Annotated in this window: 19 protein-coding genes; 5 read left to right on the top strand and 14 right to left on the bottom strand. The window is 70.5% G+C overall.

Features of this window, described 5'->3' with window-relative positions; all coding sequences use genetic code 11:
- The first annotated feature begins 71 nt into the window (after nucleotides 1-71).
- A complete protein-coding gene (locus QRN26_RS09775; protein WP_285036388.1) occupies nucleotides 72-491 on the top strand; it encodes a hypothetical protein in 420 nt (139 codons plus the stop codon).
- A gap of 60 nt (nucleotides 492-551) precedes the next feature.
- Nucleotides 552-1,205, top strand: a complete 654-nt coding sequence (locus QRN26_RS09780) for a DUF1345 domain-containing protein (protein ID WP_235522583.1) — start codon at nucleotides 552-554, stop codon at nucleotides 1,203-1,205.
- Nucleotides 1,206-1,329: 124 nt separating this feature from the next.
- Here the strand turns inward: QRN26_RS09780 and QRN26_RS09785 are convergent, their stop codons facing one another.
- Together QRN26_RS09785 and acs are read right to left on the bottom strand one after the other, a co-directional pair.
- Nucleotides 1,330-1,911, bottom strand: a complete 582-nt coding sequence (locus QRN26_RS09785; RefSeq protein WP_056779287.1) for a nitroreductase family protein — start codon at nucleotides 1,909-1,911, stop codon at nucleotides 1,330-1,332.
- Between the two features lie 79 nt (nucleotides 1,912-1,990).
- Nucleotides 1,991-4,087, bottom strand: a complete 2,097-nt coding sequence (acs, locus tag QRN26_RS09790; protein WP_056008981.1) for an acetate--CoA ligase — start codon at nucleotides 4,085-4,087, stop codon at nucleotides 1,991-1,993.
- Between the two features lie 173 nt (nucleotides 4,088-4,260).
- Here acs and QRN26_RS09795 point away from each other — a divergent pair, with 173 nt between their 5' ends.
- On the top strand, nucleotides 4,261-5,217 hold the full coding sequence (locus QRN26_RS09795) for a quinone oxidoreductase family protein (RefSeq protein ID WP_056779280.1): 957 nt from the start codon (nucleotides 4,261-4,263) through the stop codon (nucleotides 5,215-5,217).
- 111 nt (nucleotides 5,218-5,328) lie between these two features.
- Here the strand turns inward: QRN26_RS09795 and QRN26_RS09800 are convergent, their stop codons facing one another.
- From QRN26_RS09800 to QRN26_RS09840, 9 genes are all read right to left on the bottom strand, one after another.
- Nucleotides 5,329-5,673, bottom strand: a complete 345-nt coding sequence (locus tag QRN26_RS09800) for a hypothetical protein (RefSeq protein WP_056779278.1) — start codon at nucleotides 5,671-5,673, stop codon at nucleotides 5,329-5,331.
- 121 nt (nucleotides 5,674-5,794) lie between these two features.
- Entirely contained in the window at nucleotides 5,795-7,240 is a 1,446-nt protein-coding gene (thrC, locus tag QRN26_RS09805) for a threonine synthase (RefSeq protein WP_285036389.1), read from the bottom strand.
- 85 nt (nucleotides 7,241-7,325) lie between these two features.
- Nucleotides 7,326-8,417 carry a threonine aldolase family protein gene (locus tag QRN26_RS09810; protein WP_502927386.1) on the bottom strand — a complete coding sequence of 364 codons (1,092 nt, stop codon included), beginning with the start codon at nucleotides 8,415-8,417 and terminating at the stop codon, nucleotides 7,326-7,328.
- Between the two features lie 143 nt (nucleotides 8,418-8,560).
- On the bottom strand, nucleotides 8,561-9,004 hold the full coding sequence (locus QRN26_RS09815; RefSeq protein ID WP_056779269.1) for a hypothetical protein: 444 nt from the start codon (nucleotides 9,002-9,004) through the stop codon (nucleotides 8,561-8,563).
- Nucleotides 9,001-10,044: an ABC transporter permease gene (locus tag QRN26_RS09820; RefSeq protein ID WP_082456069.1), complete on the bottom strand. Its 1,044-nt coding sequence runs from the start codon at nucleotides 10,042-10,044 to the stop codon at nucleotides 9,001-9,003. Before QRN26_RS09820 ends, QRN26_RS09815 begins: the two co-directional genes overlap by 4 nt.
- Before the next feature lie 107 nt (nucleotides 10,045-10,151).
- Nucleotides 10,152-11,036, bottom strand: coding sequence for an ABC transporter ATP-binding protein (locus tag QRN26_RS09825; protein ID WP_285036391.1), 885 nt, complete (start codon nucleotides 11,034-11,036; stop codon nucleotides 10,152-10,154).
- Between the two features lie 177 nt (nucleotides 11,037-11,213).
- Nucleotides 11,214-12,218 carry an aldo/keto reductase family protein gene (locus QRN26_RS09830; RefSeq protein WP_056008965.1) on the bottom strand — a complete coding sequence of 335 codons (1,005 nt, stop codon included), beginning with the start codon at nucleotides 12,216-12,218 and terminating at the stop codon, nucleotides 11,214-11,216.
- A 63-nt stretch (nucleotides 12,219-12,281) separates the two neighbouring features.
- Nucleotides 12,282-12,992, bottom strand: a complete 711-nt coding sequence (locus QRN26_RS09835; RefSeq protein WP_056008962.1) for a response regulator — start codon at nucleotides 12,990-12,992, stop codon at nucleotides 12,282-12,284.
- The gene (locus tag QRN26_RS09840) at nucleotides 12,989-14,389 is read right to left on the bottom strand and encodes a sensor histidine kinase (RefSeq protein ID WP_285036392.1); all 1,401 of its coding nucleotides are present in this window, start codon (nucleotides 14,387-14,389) and stop codon (nucleotides 12,989-12,991) included. Before QRN26_RS09840 ends, QRN26_RS09835 begins: the two co-directional genes overlap by 4 nt.
- A gap of 163 nt (nucleotides 14,390-14,552) precedes the next feature.
- Here QRN26_RS09840 and QRN26_RS09845 point away from each other — a divergent pair, with 163 nt between their 5' ends.
- Nucleotides 14,553-15,197: a SatD family protein gene (locus QRN26_RS09845; RefSeq protein WP_056779266.1), complete on the top strand. Its 645-nt coding sequence runs from the start codon at nucleotides 14,553-14,555 to the stop codon at nucleotides 15,195-15,197.
- A complete protein-coding gene (locus QRN26_RS09850) occupies nucleotides 15,194-15,961 on the top strand; it encodes a hypothetical protein (protein WP_285036393.1) in 768 nt (255 codons plus the stop codon). The genes QRN26_RS09845 and QRN26_RS09850 overlap by 4 nt, the downstream gene beginning before the upstream one ends.
- Before the next feature lie 58 nt (nucleotides 15,962-16,019).
- Here the strand turns inward: QRN26_RS09850 and QRN26_RS09855 are convergent, their stop codons facing one another.
- The 3 genes from QRN26_RS09855 to QRN26_RS09865 all read right to left on the bottom strand — a co-directional run bounded on the left by QRN26_RS09855 (nucleotide 16,020) and on the right by QRN26_RS09865 (nucleotide 19,519).
- A complete protein-coding gene (locus QRN26_RS09855; RefSeq protein ID WP_285036394.1) occupies nucleotides 16,020-17,453 on the bottom strand; it encodes a DUF6421 family protein in 1,434 nt (477 codons plus the stop codon).
- A 155-nt stretch (nucleotides 17,454-17,608) separates the two neighbouring features.
- Nucleotides 17,609-18,454, bottom strand: coding sequence for an ABC transporter permease (locus QRN26_RS09860; RefSeq protein WP_056008951.1), 846 nt, complete (start codon nucleotides 18,452-18,454; stop codon nucleotides 17,609-17,611).
- Between the two features lie 3 nt (nucleotides 18,455-18,457).
- A complete protein-coding gene (locus QRN26_RS09865) occupies nucleotides 18,458-19,519 on the bottom strand; it encodes an aliphatic sulfonate ABC transporter substrate-binding protein (RefSeq protein WP_285036395.1) in 1,062 nt (353 codons plus the stop codon).
- Nucleotides 19,520-19,569 lie beyond the last annotated feature (50 nt).

The following is a 19,569-nucleotide window of genomic DNA, read 5'->3' on the forward strand; positions in this document are numbered from 1 at the left end:
CCCACTGGGCGTCGGGCGCGCGGGGGAGTAGCGTGAGGCGCACCCGATCCGAGTCACCCGAGGAGACGCCCATGCTGGGACGCAAGACCTTCGAACAGCGCGAGGTCGACCAGGCGAAGGCGATGATCGCCGCGCTCGTCGCCGGACGGGTGACCCTCGCCGAGGCGGGAGCCGACCCCGCCGCGGTGGCCGTGGTCGACCCGGAGTTCTTCACCGGCCTGACCCTCGTGCTCGACCGTCCCTTCGTCCACCGGGTGCGGTCGGTGATCGGGCGCGGGCCGAGCGCCCTCAACGAGCTGGAACTCATCGTCGAGTCGATCATCGGACACGAGCGGGTGTTCACGGTGGGAACCGTCCTGGCGTACGCGGTGGAGGGCTCGTTCACCGGTCTCGTCCCCGGCGAGACGATCCGGCTGGGTGCCGAACCGTTCGAACGCCTCGCCGTCGGCGTCTTCGCCGAGCTGGAGGAGCTGTTCGTCGTACCGGCGTGAGCTGCGTCGTGGGCCGCGAGCCTGCACCGTGAGCCAGGCGGACGGTGCCACGATCAGCTCGTGAGCTCATCGACCCCAGGACCGATCATGGTGCGGCACGGCGCGAAACTCCGGCTGTCCGTCTCCGCCTGCATCGGCCTCGTCGTCGGCGTGGTCGCCGGGCTGCAGTGGTTCTGGGCGGGCGCGATCCTCGCCGGTTGGGGCGCCACCTGCGTCGTCTTCGTCGGATCGCTCTGGGTGCGGATCTGGCGGATGGGTCCCGAACGGACGCGCGAGCACGCGACGTCCGAGGAACCGGGGCGGACGACGAGCGAGGTGCTGATCGTCCTCGCGAGCGTCGGGAGCCTCGTCGCGCTGAGCGTCGTCATCCTCCAGGCGCGCGCGTCGACCGGCGTCGAGCAGGGCGTGCTCGCGGGCTTCGCCGTGCTGAGCGTGGCGCTCTCCTGGGCGCTCATCCACACGATCTACACGCTCCGGTACGCGCGCATGTACTTCGCGGCACCGGAGGGCGGGATCGACTTCAACCAGGAGGAGGCCCCGCAGTACAGCGACTTCGCCTACCTCGCCTTCGACCTCGGGATGACGTACCAGGTCTCCGACACGACGCTCCGCACGAGCGAGCTGCGGCGCACGGTGCTGAAGCACACGCTCCTGTCGTACCTCTTCGGTTCCGTGATCCTCGCGACCGTGATCAACCTCGTCGCCGGGCTCTAGCGCCTCGCCCGTCGACAGGTGGTCCCCGAGCCGGTCGAAAGGCCGGGACAGGGTCCGACGAACGACGACTGCGCAGCCCGGCGGACCGGACTGCGCAGCAGCGAAGCAGGGTGGAGCGAGCGGACTACTCCTGGACGATCACGAGGTCGGCGATGGGGCGACGCTCGCGCGGAGCGCTCTCGCGGTCGCGGAGCATGCCTTCCGGAAGCAGCTCGGGCTCGCCGAGTTCGCCGAGGGCTGTGACGGTGAAGGGCAGCAGACCGTCCGGCAGCGAGAAGGCCTCGCGGATGCCGTCGGCGGAGAATCCGGCCATCTGGTGCGCGAAGAGTCCGTCGCTGTGGGCCTGGACGCTGAGGTGCGCCATGGCCTGGCCGAGGTCGTAGATCGCCCACGGGCGCTCCTTGCCCTCGTCGTCGATCGTCTCGGCGACGGCGACGATGAGCGCACCGGCCTGAGCGGCCCAGCCGCGGTTGAACGGCACCAGCTGCTCGGCGATGGTGTCGAACGTCGCCGTGCCCTTCGTGCCGACGATGAAGCGCCAGGGCTGGCTGTTGTTGGCGCTCGGCGACCACCGTGCGGCTTCGAGTGCGGACGTCATCTTCGCCGCGTCGACGGGCTCGCTCGCGAAGGCGCGGGGGCTCCAGCGGTCGGCGAGGACGTCGAGGATGGGGGCATCGGTCTGAGCGGTGCGGGTCACGATGGACATGGATCTCCAAAGGGGGACGGGGAACGGGACAGGGTCGGCGTCTCCATTGACGATGGATGCAACTGCATGCATCTGCGGGCTATTCCCCGGCCTGCGCGATTCGGGCGGCGGCCACGATCTCGGCGATCCGGTGGGGCGCGGACTCGTCCTGCAGTGACGTGGTGTCGCCGAGCGGACGGCGGTCGACGATGTCGCCGAGGAGGCGCCGCATGATCTTGCCCGACCTCGTCTTCGGGAGGTCGGGGACGACGAAGACGTCGCGGGGCTTGGCGATCGGCCCGATCTCGTTCGCCACATGCGCGCGGAGCGCCGCCTCCAGGCTCGCGGACCGCTCCAGCCAGTAGGCCTCATCGTCGGCCTCGGGCCCGTGCGAGCGCGAGGACGGGATGACGAAGGCCGCGATCGCGCTCCCGGTGATCGGGTCGTGCACCCCGACCACGCCGGCCTCCCCGACGTGCGGGTGCGAGACGAGGGCCGACTCGATCTCGATGGTCGACAGGCGGTGGCCCGACACGTTGATGACGTCGTCGACGCGGCCGAGCACCCAGATGTCGCCGTCGGCGTCCCACTTGGCGCCGTCGCCGGAGAAGAAGTAGCCCTGTTTCCAGTACGTCGCCCAGTAGGAGTCGCGGTATCGCTCCGGGTTGCCCCAGACGGTGCGCGCGATCGAGGGCCCGAACCGGCTGACGACGAGGTACCCGCCGGAACCGTAGGGCACCGTCTCGCCCGCTTCGTCGACGACGAGCGCTTCGAGGCCGGGCAGGGCCCGGCTCCCGGAGCCCGGCTTGATCGTGGTCGCGCCGGGCAGCGGCGCGATGACGGCCGACCCCGTCTCCGACTGCCACCAGGTGTCGATGATGGGGGCCTCACCGCGCCCGATGCGCTCGCGGAACCACATCCAGGCCTCGGGGTTGATCGCCTCGCCGACGGTACCGAGCAGCCGGATGCTCGAGAGGTCGTGCTCGGGAGGCGGGCCCTCCGGGAACCAGGTCATGAGTGTCCGGATGAGCGTGGGCGCCGTGTAGTACGTCGTCACCCCGTAGCGTTCGATGATCTCGAAGTGCCTCGCCTGGTGCGGGGTGTTCGGCGTGCCCTCGTAGATGACCTGGGTGAGGCCGTTGGAGAGCGGCCCGTAGATCTCGTAGGTGTGGGCCGTGACCCAGGCGAGGTCGGCCGTGCACCAGTGGACGTCGTCGTCCTTGGCGTCGAAGACCGCCCAGTGGGTCCAGGACGCCTGCGTGAGATAGCCGCCGGAGGTGTGGACGAGGCCCTTCGGCTTCCCCGTCGTGCCGCTCGTGTAGATGATGAACAGCGGGGTCTCGGCGTCGAAGGCCTGGGCCTCATGGGTGTCGGGGGCGACGCCGACCGTGTCGTGCCACCAGACGTCGCGCCCGGGCGTCCACGGCACGTTCGGGGTCTCCTCGCCCGTCCGCGCCACCACGAGGACGTGCTCCACGGAGGGGACGCCGTCGACGGCGGCGTCGGCGTTCTGCTTGACCGGCACCGCGGAGCCGCGGCGGTACTGGCCGTCGGTGGTGATGAGGAGCTTCGCCTCCGTGTCCTCGACGCGGAACCGCAGTGCCTCCGCCGAGAAGCCGCCGAAGACGAGCGAGTGGATGGCGCCGATGCGGGCGACCGCGAGCGTCGCGATGACCGTCTCCGGGATGACGGGGAGGTAGATGACGACGCGGTCGCCCTGCCCGATGCCGAGTGCGGTCAGCGCGTTCGCCGCCTTCGAGACCTCGCGCTGCAACTCGGCGTAGGTGATCGAGCGGCGGTCGCCGGGCTCGCCCTCGAAGTGCAGGGCGACCTTGTCGCCTCGCCCGGCGTCGACGTGCCGGTCGACGCAGTTGACCGCGACGTTGAGCGTGCCCCCGGCGAACCAGGTCGCGGCGGGGACGGTGAGCTCCGGCGAGGGGTCGTCGGGATCGGAACCATCGACCGGCCGCGCAGGCTCCCAGGTGTGCGCCGTCTCCCAGGGGGTGACCCAGTCGAGTCGGCGCGCCTGTTCCTCCCAGAACGCGACGGGGTCGGCAGCGGCGCGCGCCCACTCGCCCGGCCCGACGTTCGCCTTGCGCGCGATGTCGGCGGGCGGCGCGTAGCTGCGGGTCTCGGCGAGCAGGTTCGCGATGGTCGCGGAGGCCGCGGCGGACGTCGATCCATCAGTGGGAGGCATGCTCCAACGCTACGGGGGCGGTGCCGGCCCGTGCCATCCCGCGGTCATCGGGCGTCATGCTCGCCCACCCCCGGGCGCTGTGGAGGAGGGTCGGGAGTAGCCTCGGAACGCCGCCTCCCTGCGCGGCGACCGTCGACGAGCGGCGCACCGCCGCGTCACGAGAAGGGAACGACATGGCCACCGTCATCCAGTACCGGGAACTCGGGTCCGCAGACGTCCTCGAGACCGTCGAGGTCCCGACCCCGCACGCCGGTCCGGGCGAGCTCGTCGTGGAGGTCCGCGCCGCCGGGGTGAACCCCATCGACTGGAAGCTCCGGAGCGGCATCCGAGGCGGTGAACTGACCGGGACGCGCCGGGTCGGGAGCGACGGTTCCGGCGTGGTCGCCGAGGTCGGCGAAGGGGTCGAGGGCTGGTCGGTGGGCGACGAGGTCGTCATCACGAACGCCGCAGGGACGTACGCGACGCACGTCGTCGTGACGCCGCAGCAGATCATCGCCAAGCCGTCGAACGTCTCGTTCGAGGAGGCGGCGGCGATCGGCATCCCGGTGAGCACGGCGTATCAGGCCCTGCGCTCGCTCGGGGTGACCGAGGGGACGACCCTGCTCATCCACGGCGGCTCGGGCGCGGTCGGGCACGCGGCCGTGCAGTTCGCCGTGGCGTGGGGCGCGACGGTCGTCGCGACGGCCAGCGAGCGGAACCATGAGCGGCTGCGCGAGCTCGGAGCCGTTCCGGTCGTGTACGGACCGGGCCTGGTGGAGCGCGTCCGCGAGGTCGCACCGCAGGGCGTCGACCGCGTGCTGGACGCCGTCGGGACCGACGAGGCGCTCGACGCCTCCTTCGAGCTCGTCGACGACCGCCGGAACATCGGGACGATCGTGGTCGGCGGGAGGGCGGCCGAGCTCGGGATCCAGGCGTGGTCCGGCGGCAACCCGCTCCCGCTCACCGACCAGGAGCAGGCGTGGCGTGCCGAGGCGATCCCCGCCGTCGCCGCGCTTGCGACCGCCGGGCCCGAGGGGCGTCCCGGGTTCAGTTTCGAGCTCGGCACGATCCGGCCGCTGGCCGAGGCCGCCGAGGCGCACCGCGAGAGCGAGTCGGGGCACCCCAGCGGGAAGCTGATCCTCGTCCCCTGACGACGAGCTGACGGCTGCCCCTCGACAGGCTCGGGGACCGGGTCGATGATGGGACCGCGACTCCCCGACGGGCTCGGTGAGCGCCGTCGGGGAGCCGAGGTCGGCGACCTCCTACTCGGGGCCCTCGCCGTTGTCGTCGCCCACCGGCGCGTGGTCGGCGAGGTCGTCGGCGTCGTCGAGGTCCTCGAGCGAGTCCTCGGTGTCGTCGGCCCCGTCGAGTCCGGCGTCGCCGACCACGTCGTCCCCGCCGACGCCGTCGCCGGCGTTGCTCAGGCCGCCGTCACCGGGTGCCGCGTCGTCGGCCGAGCGGTCGAACGTGTCGCCGTCGGGGACGACACCGCCGACGGAACTGTCGGTCGCGTCCTCACCCGGAACGTGTGCCTGAGCACCGGGGCCACCGTGCGCGAGGGCGTCGCGCTGCGCATCTGCTGCTGCTGCATCCATGGGATCGGTCATGTGAGCAGCGTAGGCACCCTCGACCCGTGCCGCTCGGGCTTGGCCGACGGCGTTCGGACGCCTATCCTCCGCGCTGCTCGCCGAGCGGCCCGCGGAACGCCAACGGCTCGACGCCCAGGGCTCAGCGGCCGCTGTGCTCCGCGATGATCGCCTTGATGCGGTCGACGTCGGCCGGCACGATCTCGAACCGCTGCTCCAGGCCCTCGATGCCCTCGAACGCCACCGGGCGCTCCGGCTCCTCGCCGAGCGCTTCGCGGACGATCTCGGCGAACTTCGCGGGCAACGCGGTCTCCAGGACGAGCATCGGGATGCCCTCCCGCAGGTGGCGCCGCGCGACGGTGACGCCGTCGGCGGTGTGCGGGTCGATCGTGACCCCGTAGCGCTCGTGCACGTCGCGGATCGTCGCGACCCGGTCGGCGTGCGTGCTGCGGCCGGAGACGAACCCGAACTCGCTGATGCGCTCGAACTCGGGTGTGCCGGAGAGGTCGAACCCGCCCTCCTCGTCGAGCGCACGGAACAGCTCGCCGAGTCGCGAGGCGTCCTGGCCGACGAGGTCGTAGAGGAAGCGCTCGAAGTTCGACGCCTTCGAGATGTCCATGCTCGGGCTCGAGGTGTGGTGCGTCTCGGCCGCTGACCGCGGGCGGTACACGCCGGTCCGGAAGAACTCGTCGAGCACGTCGTTCTCGTTGGTGGCGACGACGAGCTGGTCGATCGGCAGCCCCATCGAGCGCGCGATGTGGCCGGCGCAGACGTTCCCGAAGTTGCCGGACGGCACCGAGAACGACACCTTCTGGCCAGGACCGTCGGTGGCGAGCAGCCAGCCGTGCACGTAGTAGACGACCTGGGCGACCACGCGGGCCCAGTTGATCGAGTTGACGGTGCCGACGGCGTGGAGCGCCTTGAACGGTGCGTCCTTCGAGACGGCCTTCACGATGTCCTGGCAGTCGTCGAAGTTGCCCTCGACGGCGAGGTTCACGATGTTGTCGTCCTGGAGGCTGAACATCTGCGCGCGCTGGAAGCTGCTCATGCGGCCGTGCGGGCTCAGCATGATGACCCGGATGCCCGTCTTGCCGCGCATGGCGTGCTCGGCCGCGCTGCCCGTGTCGCCCGAGGTCGCGCCGAGGATGTTCAGCTCGTCGCCGCTCTTCGCGAGCGTGTACTCGAAGAGGTTGCCGAGGAGCTGCATCGCCATGTCCTTGAAGGCGAGCGTCGGGCCGTTCGACAGGCCGAGGAGCCGGAGTTCGGTGCCGCCCTCCTCACCGAGGGTGCGCAGTGGGGTGATGAGCGACGCGTCGTCGCCCTGGCGACCGTTCGAGTAGACCTCGGCGGTGTAGGTGCGTCGGGTGATGTCCTGGAGGTCGGCGGCCGGGATGTCGTCCGCGAACTTCGACAGCACGGCGAAGGCGAGGTCGGCGTAGGAGAGTGCACGCCACGACTCGAGCTCCTCGGCCGTCAGCTGCGGGTACTCCGCCGGCAGGTAGAGCCCGCCGTCGGGGGCGAGCCCGCCGAGGAGGATGTCCGAGAAGTGCTGGGGCAGGTCGTGTCCCCGCGTCGACTGATAGTGCATGACCGTCTCTCTCATCCGGATGGAAGCCCGACCACCAACCTTGCCACATCGTGGTTGGGCTCGCGTGGGTGGGTCGTCGCGAGAGCTAGGCGCGCGTGAGTTCCTCGCGGATCGCGGCGACGAACGCGTCGATGTCCGCTTCGGTGGTGTCGAAGGAGCACATCCACCGCACTTCGCCCTTCGCGGCGTCCCAGTCGTAGAACCGGAACCGCTCGCGCAGGCGGTCCGGAACCCCGGCAGGCAGGGTCGCGAAGACCGCGTTCGCCTGCGTCGGCTGGCTGAACCCGAGACCGGGCGCCTCGCCGGCTGCGATGAGGGCCTCGAGCGAGGAGCGGAGGCGAGCGGCCATCGCGTTCGCGTGGGAGGCGGAGCGCAGCCACAGACCGTCGCCGCCGTCGGCCGCGGGTTCGAGCAGGGCGATGAGCTGCGCGGCCCCGAACCGCATCTTCGACGCCAACTGCATGTTGAGCTTGCGCAGGTAGATCAGGCCCTCCGACGCCGAGGGCTCGAGGACGACGATGGCCTCGCCGAACATGAGTCCGTTCTTCGTGCCGCCGAACGACAGGACGTCGACGCCGGCGTCGGTGGTGAACGCGCGCAGCGGGACCCCGAGGGCGGCCGCGGCGTTGGCGATGCGGGCGCCGTCGAGGTGCAGCTTCATGCCGTGCCCGTGGGCGTGGTCGGCGATGGCGCGGATCTCCTCGGGCGTGTACAGCGTGCCGAGCTCGCTCGTCTGGGTGATCGAGACCACGAGGGGCTGGGCGCGGTGCTCGTCGCCCCAGCCCCAGGCCTCGCGGTCGATGAGCTCCGGCGTGAGCTTGCCGTCCGGTGCATCGACCGTCAGGAGCTTGATGCCACCGACCCGCTCGGGGGCGCCGCCCTCGTCGGAGTTGATGTGCGCGGTCGTCGCCGAGATGACGGCACCCCAGCGCGGGAGCATGGACTGCAGGCCGACGACGTTCGCGCCCGTGCCGTTGAAGACGGGGAACACGGCGACGTCGCGACCGAAGTGCTCGGCGAACACCTCGTGGAGGCGGCGGGTGTAGTCGTCCTCGCCGTACGCGATCTGGTGGCCGCCGTTGGCCGCCGCGAGGGCTTCGAGGATCTCGGGGTGGACCCCGGAGTAGTTGTCGGAGGCGAAGCCGCGGATGGAGGAGTCATGCAGAGAGGTCACCAGACCATCCTGTCGTATGCTCCCCGCAGCTTCCTTGCGTCCGACTCCGACTTCTTGCAGCGATGACCGTTCTCAGGAGACCTTCGGCGCGCCGGGGTCACGCGTGGGCGACGCGCCGGAGGTGTCCTGAGAACGGGAACGCAGGGTCAGTCGGCGGCGTGACGCGGGCCGTCGGAGGAGGGCGCGACCTCCTCCGACACCGCGTCGACCGCGGCGTCGACGTCGGCGTGCGCACCCGGCTCGGGTTCGGCGTCCGGCGTCTCCTGCGCGAGCGCGTGCTCGTACGCGAGGGCGTGCACGGCGATCGAGGACGCGACCGCGACCTGCTCGTCGTCGTCACCCACGGTCGGGGTCGCGTTCGCGTTCGCGGCGGCGTTCGCGGCGGCCTGCTCGGGCGTCAGGTGTGCGTCCTGGTCCTCCTCGTCCTCGTCCACGAGGTCGAGCACGATGGGCTCGTCGCCGTAGATGTCGCCGACCGGGTCGCCGGCGAGCGGGGCCGGCGCGGGGAGGCGCTGCTCAGCATCGAGGAACTGCTTCGCCTCGAAGGCGCCGGGGTTGAAGACCTCGTCGATCCCGCCGAGCCCGCTCATGCCTTGAGCGCTTCCGAGATCTTGACGCGCCCACCCATTTTGAGGAGCGAGTTCTCGTAGATGCGCGAGCCGACGAGGATGACGAGCGCCGCGGAGACCGCGAGGATCAGGAGCGACAGGATCGGCTCCCACCACTGCGCCGAGCCCACGAACAGGCGGACCGGCATGCCGACGGCGGCCGAGAACGGCACGTAGGACATGATCGTCATGATCAGCGGATTGTCATTGAAGAGGATGACGGCGAAGTACGGGATCATGATGAGCATCGTAATCGGCGTGGTGGTCGATCCGATGTCCTCCTGGCGCGAGACGAGCGATCCGGCGGCGGCGAACAGTGCCGCCAGCAGGATGAAGCCGAGGATGAAGAACACCACGAACCAGACGACCGGGGTCCCGAGACCGGCGAGCAGCTCGCTCTGACCCGTCACCGTCAGGCCGATGACCGACAACGCCGCGATCGCGAGGATCTGACCGAACGCCAGGATGCTGTTGCCGAGCACCTTGCCGGCCAGGAGGGCCTTCACCGGGATCGCGGACATGAGGATCTCGACGACACGCGTCTGCTTCTCCTCCACGACGCTCTGCGCGATCGACGCACCGAAGGTCGTGGCCGACACGAAGAACACGAGCCCGAAGCCCAGCGACACGATGTAGAGCAGGAAGCCCGCCGACCCGTCGCTGTCGGGGTCGAGGATCGTGACCTGGGGTTGGACGCTCATCTGGGAGACGAGCGCCGGGTCCGCCTCGGTCGCGAAGATCAGTTCGAAGCCGGTCGCGTTGCTGTCGCTCGGGACGACCGCCGCTTCGACGTCACCGTCCTTCACGAGCTGCTCGGCGGTGGCGACGTCCGGTGCGCCCGTGATGTCGAACTTCCCGGCGGCGCCCTCGGTGAGTCCACCGCCCGGGCTCCCCACGACCGCGACCTTCGTCGCCTCGGATGCCGTGTTCTTCGCCATGAACCCGCCGACGACGATGCCGGCGAGGATCACGAGCAGCAGGATGCCCGTCGAGATGAGGAAGGTCTTGCTCCGGAGGCGCATCTTGACCTCGCGCTCGGCGACGAGGCCGATGCTCTGGACGAGGCTGGGTGTGGCGGGGCCGGAGTGACGGCGTCCGCCCGACTGGGTCGGCGTGTGCGTTGCGGTGCTCACTGGATGACCTCCTTGAAGATCTGGGCGAGGGTGGGACGGAGGGGGGCGAAGCTCGTGACGTCGCCGTGGGCGAGCGCCTCGCGCAGGACGACCTGGGCGGCCGCGGCGTCGTCGGCGTCGAAGAGCGCGTAGCCGCCGTCGAAGTCGACGACCGTGATGCCCGGCCGTTCACGGAGCCAGCCGGTGTCCGCCGTGGTGAGGAGTTCGTAGCGGTTGCCGGCGTGCGCCTCACGGAGGGTGTCGCGCGAGCCGGAAGCCCGGATGGTGCCGGACGCGATGATCACGAGGTCGTCGCAGAGTCGCTCGACGATGTCGAGCTGGTGGCTCGAGAACAGCACGGGCGCTCCACCCGATGCGACCTCGCTGAGCACGCCGACGACCACGTCGACCGCCATCGGGTCGAGGCCCGAGAACGGTTCGTCGAGGACGAGGACCTCGGGGTCGTGCACGAGCGCCGCCGCGATCTGGGCGCGCTGCTGGTTGCCGAGCGACAGGCTCTCGAGGGTGTCGTTCCGGCGTTCGCCGAGGCCGAGACGCTCGAGCAGTTCGCCGGCGTTCCGCTTCGCGGCGTGCGCGGTGAAGCCGTGCAGCCGCGCGAGGTACACGAGCTGCTCCTCGACCCGCATCTTCGGGTACAGGCCGCGCTCCTCCGGCATGTACCCGAACCGGCGGCGGTCCTCGGGGGTCAGGGCGGTGCCGTCGAGGGTCACGGTTCCGGCGTTGGCGGTGAGGACCCCGAGGAGGATGCGCATGGTCGTCGTCTTGCCGGCCCCGTTGCCGCCGACGAAGCCCGTCATGCGTCCGGGAGCGACCTGGAAGCTGACGTCGTCGAGCACCTTCCGTTCGCCGTACGACTTGTCGATGTGGCTGAGTTCGAGCATCGGCCGCCTCCAGTGAGCGTGTGTCCGGCGGGGGCCGGGGCGGGGGTCTCCCCGTCTGCTCATCACGCTACGGCCGCGCCGCGTGCACCGGCATCCCCCGCGGGGCGGGTTGACGCGACGACGCCCGGCGTCCCCCGTCCGTCTGACGGGGGAGGCCGGGCGTCTCGTGTGGCCTGATCAGGCGGGACGCGACTCCGGGGAGACGGTCTTCGCCGGGTCGGTCTCGGCGACGGATGCGACGGCCTCGTCGATCCGGGCGATCACCGAGTCGTCGAGCTTCACGCCGGCCGCGGCCGCGTTGGCCGTGACCTGCTCCGGGCGGGAGGCGCCGACGATGGCACCCGCGATGTTGTCGTTGTGGAGCACCCACGCGAGCGCCAGCTGCGCCATCGTGAGGTCGAGCTCCTCGGCGATCGGCTTGAGCTGCTGCACGGCGGTCAGCACCTCGTCGTCGAGGAAGCGCTTGATCGTGTCGGCGCCACCCTTCTCGTCCGTCGCGCGGCTGCCCTGCGGCAGCTCGGCACCCGGGAGGTACTTGCCGCTGAGGACGCCCTGCGCCACCGGCGACCAGACGATCTGCGAGATGCCGAGCTCGCGGGAGGTCGGGACGACCTCCTCCTCGATGACGCGCCACAGCATCGAGTACTGCGGCTGGTTCGAGATGAGCTGGAAGCCGAGCTCCTTCGAGAGCGCGTGGCCGGCGCGGAGCTGCTCCGCGTTCCACTCGCTGACGCCGATGTAGAGGGCCTTGCCGGCACGCACGACGTCGGCGAAGGCCTGCATCGTCTCCTCGAGCGGCGTCTCGCTGTCGTAGCGGTGCGCCTGGTAGAGGTCGACGTAGTCGGTGCCGAGGCGCGTGAGCGACCCGTCGATCGACTCCATGATGTGCTTGCGGGAGAGGCCCACGTCGTTGTGTCCCTTGGGGCCGGTGGGCCAGTAGACCTTCGTGAAGATCTCCAGGCTCGCGCGTCGTTCGTCCTTAAGAGCGTCGCCGAGCACCTGCTCCGCCGCCGTGTTCGCGTACGCGTCCGCGGTGTCGAAGGTGGTGATGCCCGCGTCGAGGGCGGCCCGGACGCTCGCCGTCGCGACGTCGTTCTCCACCTGTGAGGCGTGGGTCAGCCAGTTGCCGAAGATGATCTCTGAGATCTTGAGTCCGCTGTTGCCGAGGTATCGAAATTCCATGGTCGTCACGGTACTCCTCCCGCCGGTTCGGGGGACGGGGTTGCGCCGAGGCGGAGCGAACCCTCAGCTGCGCGGTGCGGCGAGCCCGTGCTCGTAGGTGTAGATGACCGCCTGGATGCGGTCGCGGAGGGCGAGTTTCTGCAACACCTTCGAGACGTGCGACTTCACGGTCGCCTCGCCGACGAAGAGGGTCGTCGCGATCTCCTGGTTCGACAGCCCCTGGGCCACCAGGTGCAGGACCTCGCGCTCGCGCTCCGTCAGCTGCTCGTAGTCGGAGCCGGTCGTGCGGACGGTCGGGGTCGGTGTCTGGCCGGCAGCGGGATCGGTGGCCGCCGCGTTCTGCCGGGTGAAGCCCTCGATGACCCGACGGGTGACCGCGGGGGACAGCAGCGCCTCACCGTCGGCGATCACCCGCACCGCCGCCACGAGCTCCTCCGGGGACGAGTTCTTCAGCAGGAAGCCGCTCGCGCCGGCCAGGAGCGCTTCGGCCAGGTAGTCGTCGCGATCGAAGGTGGTGAGGATGAGGACCGCGGCGTGCACCTCGGGGTCGGCCACGATCCGACGGGTGGCCTCGAGGCCGTCCATGCCGGGCATCTGCACGTCCATGCAGATGACGTCGGGCGCGAGCGTCGTCGCGAGTGCCACCGCCTCGGAACCGTTCGACGCCTCGCCGACGATCTCGACGCCCGGCTGTGAGCCGAGGATGATGCGGAACCCCGCGCGGAGGAGTTCCTGGTCGTCGACGAGGAGGATACGGGTGGGGTGCTCGGTCATGCGGGGTCCTCCGTCATCGGGGTCGAGGGGTGGGCTGCTGCGGACGACAGCGCCCTGGTGTCGTCCCGTGCGGGGCCGACCGGTTCCATCGCCTGGTCGCCGGATCGCCCGAGCGGGATGGCCGCGCGGACGAGGAAGCCACCACGGGTGCGCGCACCGACCTCCAGGACACCGCCGGAGGATGCGACCCGCTCGCGCATGCCGATGAGCCCGAGCCCGCCAGGTCTGGCCGACGCGGGGACGGTGCCCGTGTTGGTCACCTCGAGCTCCACGGCGTCGGTCAGGTAGCGGAGCCGGAGCTCCGCCGTCGCGTGGGTGCCGCCGTACTTCCGGGCGTTCGTCAACGCCTCCTGCGCGATCCGGTACAGGTTGAAGGAGACCACCGCGGGGATGGGGACCGGAGCACCGATGCGCTCGAACCGGGTCGGCAGGCCGTTCGCGCTCGACTCGTCGGCGAGCTGCCCGAGCCGGCCGACGCCCACCGTCGAGGGTCCGTCCTCCGGGTTCGTGTCGCCGTCCGCCCGCAGGGTGCCGAGCATCTTCCGCAGTTCGTCGATCGCGCTCCGGGCGCCGAGTTCCACGTTCGTGAGGGCGTCGCGCGCGGCAGCGGGGTTCGCATCGAGCACGGTGCGCGCCGCCCCCGCCTGCACGCCCATCACCGAGACGTGGTGGGCGACGACGTCGTGCAGTTCACGGGCGATCCGCACCCGTTCGAGTGCGACCGCCTGCCGGGCAGACCGCGCGCGCTCCTGCTCGAGCTCGATCGTCCGCGCTTCGAGCACCGCCCGCTCCCTCGCGGACTGGTACGCGCGCTCGCCGAAGAAGTAGGCGCCGCCGAAGTACAGGATGTTCGTGAGGATCTGGATGAGGATGAACGCGACGAGCGGCGAGAAGAGGCCGACCCTGGAGAGGTTCGGGAGGGCGTCGGGGTCGGTGGCCTGGATGAACATGTAGACGAGCAGCCAGGCGAACATGGCGAAGATGATGAGCACCCGGACGAGCACGGCACGACGTCGGTCCGACACCCAGGCGCCGACCGTGTAGATGGCCATGAACAGGGCGATGTTGGTGAACAGCACCTCGGGGACGAGCACCGTGCCGCCGATGATGAACATGACCCCGACGATGACCGACACGGTGCAGGGGGCGCGGCGACGGAACGCGAGGGGAGCGGTGATACCGATCGCCCAGAGCACCGAGGCCCACATCGGGGCGGGCTCGGCGTAGAAGCCGGCGATCGTGTAGAGCGTGAGACTCAGGAGGGTGCCGACGCCGAGCGCGATGGCGAGGACGACGTCGGATCGCAGCTCCGCGGCGGTGGCCGGTGGTCGTCGCCATCCGGCGTCGTACGGGTCGACCGGGCGTTCCTCGTGCTGCTCGGCGGCGGAGTCGCTCATGCCGTCAACGCTAGCGCGGAGCCCTCGCGCGGACATCCGTCGTGCGGAGGAGCGCGCAGCACCGGGTCCGGACTCCCGCGATCGTCCTGAAGCTCCTGGCTTCACTTCGCAAGACTGAAGTCTCACGCTTCATTTTGGCTGAGTGAAGGGATAGGCTTCACTCATGAACGCCTCCATCGCCGTGATCGTCGACATCTCGAGGTCGAAGGAGCACGAGGACCGCGTCGCCCTGCAGCGGACCGTCGAACACGCGCTCGCGCAGGCGGGTGAGCGGGTCGCGGCCAGACAACCGTTCGTCCCGACCGTCGGCGACGAGTTCCAAGCGGTCTTCTCCGACCTCCCCGCCGCACTCCTCGCGTCGTTGCTGGTGCGCCTCGAACTGCCCGCCGGCGTGGACTGTCGCTTCGGCCTGGGATTCGGAGCGGTCAGGGAGATCGGCGCCGGGCCGAACGTCCCGCTGCAGGACGGTCCCGGATGGTGGGCGGCGCGAGCGGCGATCGACCGGGCCCGCGCACACGAGTACGCCAGGTTGCCCGAACTCCGGACCTGGTTCGCCGTCGGCGGCACCCGCGACGACGCCCCGGACGAGGCGCTGGTCAACGCCTACCTCCTCGGACGCGATCACCTCGTGGGGACGATGTCGGACCGCGGTCGTAGGCTCCTGCTCGGCAAGCTGTCGGGACGGACGCAACGGGAGCTGGCCGAGCGTGAAGGCGTGTCAGCCTCCGCGGTCTCACAGACCGTGCGGGCGCAGGGGGTGCTGGCCGTCTTCGAAGGACAGCGGTTGATGACGGAGGTACTCGGATGATGGTGGTCGCCACCCTGTTGATCGCCGTCGGTGTCTCGGACGTCGCGCGGCTCGTGCTGGGCGCGGCGCTCGGCTGGCGCCGGGATCGACTGCTCGGCACCGCCGTCGGTCTCGTGCTCGGGACGATCGTCGCCCTGGGCGTCGGGATCGGCGCCTGGGCGGCCGTGCTGCTGTTCGTGCCCGTCTGGCAACTCGCCACCCGGCCAGGACGCCACCGCGCGGCGGCGGCCGTCGTCGGTCTGCTCGGTCTCCTCGTCGTCGCCGTCCTGGCCCTCGGCTCGGCGCAGCCGTCGCCGGAGGGGCTGGTGGTCACCTGGTACGAGGCGCTGCCGTACGCGGGCCTCACGGCCGTGCCGCCGGAGGTCGCGGCCATCGTCGCCGCCTCGACCCTCTTCCTCATCGAATCGGCGAACGTGGTCGTCCGACTGGCGCTGGCGCCGCTCACCGCGAAGGAGACGGCGGAGGAACGGCGCACCGGCGACGGCGCCGTCCTGTTCCGCAGTCCCGACGACGTCCTCGAACTCCCCCTGCCCGGCGGGCGACTCATCGGACCGCTGGAGCGCATCCTCATCCTCGCGCTCGCCCTGGCCGGACAGTTCACGGCGATCGGGGCGGTCGTCGCGGCGAAGGGCATCATCCGCTTCCCGGAGATCTCGAAGGACTCCGCCGGAGGATCCAAGGCCGAGTTCTTCATCGTCGGCAGCCTCGCCAGCTGGGCGCTCGTCGGCGGAGCGGTGGCGCTCGCCGGCCTGGGCACAGCCTGAAGCCCGGAGCGGCACGCAGGGTGCGGGCTGCTCCGGGCTCCTCCGCGGCATGGTCGGGTCAGGCCGCGGAACGCCCCGTGATCCCGGCGGTCGACGAGATGACGTCGGTCATCTTCTTGCCGAGCGCCTCGTAGAACATCGACAGCGGGAACTCGTCGTCGAGGACCGCGTCGGTCAGCCCACGCGGCGGGCCACTGAGGATCTCGTCGGACAATCCGCGCGCCCAGTTCGACGCGGGATGCGGGGTCAGTGTGGTCCGGACGAGGTCGTACGCCGCGAGCCAGTGGGCCGTCTTCGGGCGGTCGATCGAGCGCCAGTACAGCTCGTCGATGCTCTCCCCGAGCTGGACGACCACGTCGGGCACCTCATCCCAGTCGATGGTCAGGCGGGTGTCGGTCCAGTGCAGCACGCCGTGCTGGTGCATCCAGGCGAAGAGCAGCTGCCCGCCCACCCCGTCGTAGTTGCGGACCCGGGAGCCGGTGATCGCGAACCGGAAGATGCGGTCGAAGATGATCGCGTACTGGACGAGCTTCGCGTGCCCGAGGATGGCCGCGTCGGCTGCGTCGAGCGTCTCCGTCTCGGAGCGGAGCGTCAGGGACCGTTCCAGCTGCACGGACTCGCGGAAGGCCGTGAGGTCGCAGCGCAGTTCCTCGAGGGAGTAGAGGAAGAACGGCATCCGCTGCTTGATCATGAACGGGTCGAAGGGCAGGTCGCCGCGCATGTGCGTGCGGTCGTGGATGAGGTCCCACATGACGAAGGTCTCCTCGGCCAGCTGTTGGTCGTCGAGGAGGGAGGCGGCGTCGGCCGGGAGATCGAGCTTGGTGATCCCGGCTGCGGCACGGACGACGCGTCGGTAGCGCGCCGCCTCGCGGTCCTGGAAGATCGCGCCCCAGGTGAACGGGGGGATCGCGCGCATGGCGACCGTCTCGGGGAACAGGACCGCGGAGTTCGTGTCGTAGCCGGGGGTGAAGTCGAGGAACCGGATGGGGACGAACAGGGCGTTCGTGTAGTCACCCGCTTCGAGCGCGGCGATGAACTCCGGCCAGATGACCTCGACGAGCACCGCCTCGAGGTGGCGGTCGGGGGAGCCGTTCTGCGTGACCATCGGGAACACGACGAGGTGACGGAGGCCGTCGACCCGGTGCTGCTCCGGGTGGAAGGCGACGAGGGAGTCGAGGAAGTCCGGGACGCCGAACCCGTCTCGTGCCCAGCGTTCGAGGTCGGTGACGAGGGCCTCGAGGTACTCGGCGTCGTGGGGGAAGCGCGGGGCCAGGGTCGTGACGCTCGCGACGATCGTCGCGACGTGCGCTGCGGCCGCGGCGTGGTCGCCCACCTCGGGGATGGATCCGTCCTTCACCTGGACGGTCTGCACGGCGGTCGCGGCGGTCTTGAGCTCCACCCAGGCCGGGTCTGCGGCGAGTGCTGCGCCGTCTTCGACGACCTCCGGCTCTCCGACGATGCTCTTCGTGTTGGTGGTGGCGACGTTCGACATGGTGAACCTCCTGACCGCTGTGCAAGATGCCGCCTCACGGGATGGGAGGCGATCTCTTCGAGCGTACGGGCGGAGCAGGCGGTGGTTTCTTGCGTCGAGAGCGACTTCGCTGCAACATTCAGGCATTCGCGCCGCGGACGTGCGGCAGGCGTCGGTTATCCCCAGCGGCGCTTGATCCAGCGGTCGAACACACCCACCAGGGCGTCGGTGAGGGCACCGAGCAGGGCGAGCACGATGATGACGAAGAAGATCCGGTCGACGCGGCCGTTGTTCTGCGAGTCGACCAGCCGGAAGCCGAGGCCCATCGACGAGGCGATGAGCTCCGCGGCCACGAGGAACAGCCACGACTGCGCGAGCGCGAGACGCAGCCCGGAGACCACGGAGGGGGTCACCGCCGGCAGCTGGACCGTCCGGAAGAGTGCGACCCCGTTCAGCCCGAACGCGCGGCCCGCTTCGACCAGCTGCCGGTCGACGTGCCGGAGGGCGGCCGACACGGTCGTGTAGACCGGGAAGAAGGCGCCGATCGCGATGAGGGTGATCTTCGACTCCTCGCCGATCTTCAGCCACAGGATGAGCAGCGGCACCCAGGCGAGCGACGGGACGGCACGGATCGCGGCGAACGTCGTCGACAGCAGGATGTCACCCAGGCGGGAGAGCCCGACGACCGCGCCGAGGACGAGGCCGAGCACGGCGCCGATGAGGAAGCCGATGAGGACCCGCTGCACCGAGATGGCGACGTCCTGTTGCAGCCAACCGCGTTGCGCGAGGTCGACACCCGCGGCCCACACCTCGGCGGGCGCCGGCAGCTGCGAGGCGGGCACGAGACCGAAGGCCGTGACGAGCTGCCAGGCCACGAGGATGAGGACCGGGACCAGGAGGCCGCCGAGGACGACGACGATCCTGCGGGACCCGAGGACGGCGCGCGCCTCGCGGCCGGACCGGGTGGCCTGGGCGCCCGCGAGCGCTGCGGTCGGGGTGCCGAGGCCGGGTCGGTCGCTCACGGGCTACTTCGCGCCGATGGCGGACGGGTCGGCGTCCTTGACGAAGCTCGGGTCGAAGAGGTCCGCCAGGGCGTCGTCCACCTTGTCCTGCGAGGAGACGTCGCCGGATTCCACGAAGATCGGCCCGATGATCGACAGCACCTGCTCCTGCGCCTTCCCCGGGGTCGGGTCGACGTCGAGGTTGGAGCGCTCCGTGATCACCTTCGTCGCGACCGCGAGGTCGAGGCCGGCGGCGTCGGCGAGGATCTGCGCCGTCTCGTCGGGGTTCGACGTGGCCCACTCGCGGCCGTGCTCGTAGGCGTTCACGACGGTCTGGGCGACGTCGGGTCGCTCGTCGATGAAGGACTCCGTCGCGGCGAGGATGCCGTAGCTGTTGAAGTCGACGTTGCGGTAGATGAGCTTCGCACCCGCCTCCTCGGCACCGGCCATGATCGGGTCGAGCCCCGCCCACGCGTCGACGGAGCCGTTCTGCAGGGCCGCCCAGCCGTCGGCGTGCTGGAGGTTCTCGATCGTGACGTCGGAGGCCGAGAGTCCGGCCTCCTCGAGGGCCTGGAGGAGGAAGAAGTACGGGTCGGTGCCCTTCGTGGCGGCGACCTTCTTGCCCTTGAGCTCGGAGACGTCGGTGATGGGGGAGCCGGCGCCGACGACGATCGCGGACCACTCGGGCTGGGAGAACACGTCGATCGCCCGGATGGCGGAGCCGTTCGCGCGGTTCAGGAGCGCCGCCGAACCAGCCGTGGAGCCGACGTCGATCGCGTCCGCTCTGAGAGCCTCGTTGGCCTTGTTCGAACCGGCCGACTGCACCCAGTTGACGGTGATGTCCTGGTCGTCGAGCGCATCCTCGAGCCAGCCCTGGTCCTTGATGATGAGCGAGAGCGGGTTGTAGGTCGCGAAGTCGATGTTCAGGGTGCCGCCCTCGGTGGTGCCGGCGGTGCTGTCGCCGCCGGCTGCCGGGGCGTTCTCGCCGGCGACGCAGCCGCTCAGGAGGAGCGCGGCCGTCGCGGTGGCGGCGACGAGCGCGATGCGTCCGGCTCGGGAGGTGGTGAAGCGACGTCGAATGGGCATGCGTTGGTCCTTGCTGTGGATCGGTGCGCGATGGGTGGTGCCGGGTGGGT

It is taken from the genome of Plantibacter sp. ME-Dv--P-095 (assembly GCF_030209365.1).
Lineage (GTDB): Bacteria > Actinomycetota > Actinomycetes > Actinomycetales > Microbacteriaceae > Plantibacter.

Bases quoted from the DNA above. Each gene is read 5' to 3' on its own strand.
- QRN26_RS09775 (WP_285036388.1), top strand. From the start codon at position 72: ATGCTGGGACGCAAGACCTTCGAACAGCGCGAGGTCGACCAGGCGAAG.
- QRN26_RS09785 (WP_056779287.1), bottom strand. From the start codon at position 1,911: ATGTCCATCGTGACCCGCACCGCTCAGACCGATGCCCCCATCCTCGAC.
- acs (WP_056008981.1), bottom strand. From the start codon at position 4,087: ATGCCTCCCACTGATGGATCGACGTCCGCCGCGGCCTCCGCGACCATC.
- QRN26_RS09795 (WP_056779280.1), top strand. From the start codon at position 4,261: ATGGCCACCGTCATCCAGTACCGGGAACTCGGGTCCGCAGACGTCCTC.
- QRN26_RS09800 (WP_056779278.1), bottom strand. From the start codon at position 5,673: ATGACCGATCCCATGGATGCAGCAGCAGCAGATGCGCAGCGCGACGCC.
- thrC (WP_285036389.1), bottom strand. From the start codon at position 7,240: ATGCACTATCAGTCGACGCGGGGACACGACCTGCCCCAGCACTTCTCG.
- QRN26_RS09815 (WP_056779269.1), bottom strand. From the start codon at position 9,004: ATGAGCGGGCTCGGCGGGATCGACGAGGTCTTCAACCCCGGCGCCTTC.
- QRN26_RS09820 (WP_082456069.1), bottom strand. From the start codon at position 10,044: ATGCGCCTCCGGAGCAAGACCTTCCTCATCTCGACGGGCATCCTGCTG.
- QRN26_RS09825 (WP_285036391.1), bottom strand. From the start codon at position 11,036: ATGCTCGAACTCAGCCACATCGACAAGTCGTACGGCGAACGGAAGGTG.
- QRN26_RS09830 (WP_056008965.1), bottom strand. From the start codon at position 12,218: ATGGAATTTCGATACCTCGGCAACAGCGGACTCAAGATCTCAGAGATC.
- QRN26_RS09835 (WP_056008962.1), bottom strand. From the start codon at position 12,992: ATGACCGAGCACCCCACCCGTATCCTCCTCGTCGACGACCAGGAACTC.
- QRN26_RS09840 (WP_285036392.1), bottom strand. From the start codon at position 14,389: ATGAGCGACTCCGCCGCCGAGCAGCACGAGGAACGCCCGGTCGACCCG.
- QRN26_RS09845 (WP_056779266.1), top strand. From the start codon at position 14,553: ATGAACGCCTCCATCGCCGTGATCGTCGACATCTCGAGGTCGAAGGAG.
- QRN26_RS09850 (WP_285036393.1), top strand. From the start codon at position 15,194: ATGATGGTGGTCGCCACCCTGTTGATCGCCGTCGGTGTCTCGGACGTC.
- QRN26_RS09855 (WP_285036394.1), bottom strand. From the start codon at position 17,453: ATGTCGAACGTCGCCACCACCAACACGAAGAGCATCGTCGGAGAGCCG.
- QRN26_RS09865 (WP_285036395.1), bottom strand. From the start codon at position 19,519: ATGCCCATTCGACGTCGCTTCACCACCTCCCGAGCCGGACGCATCGCG.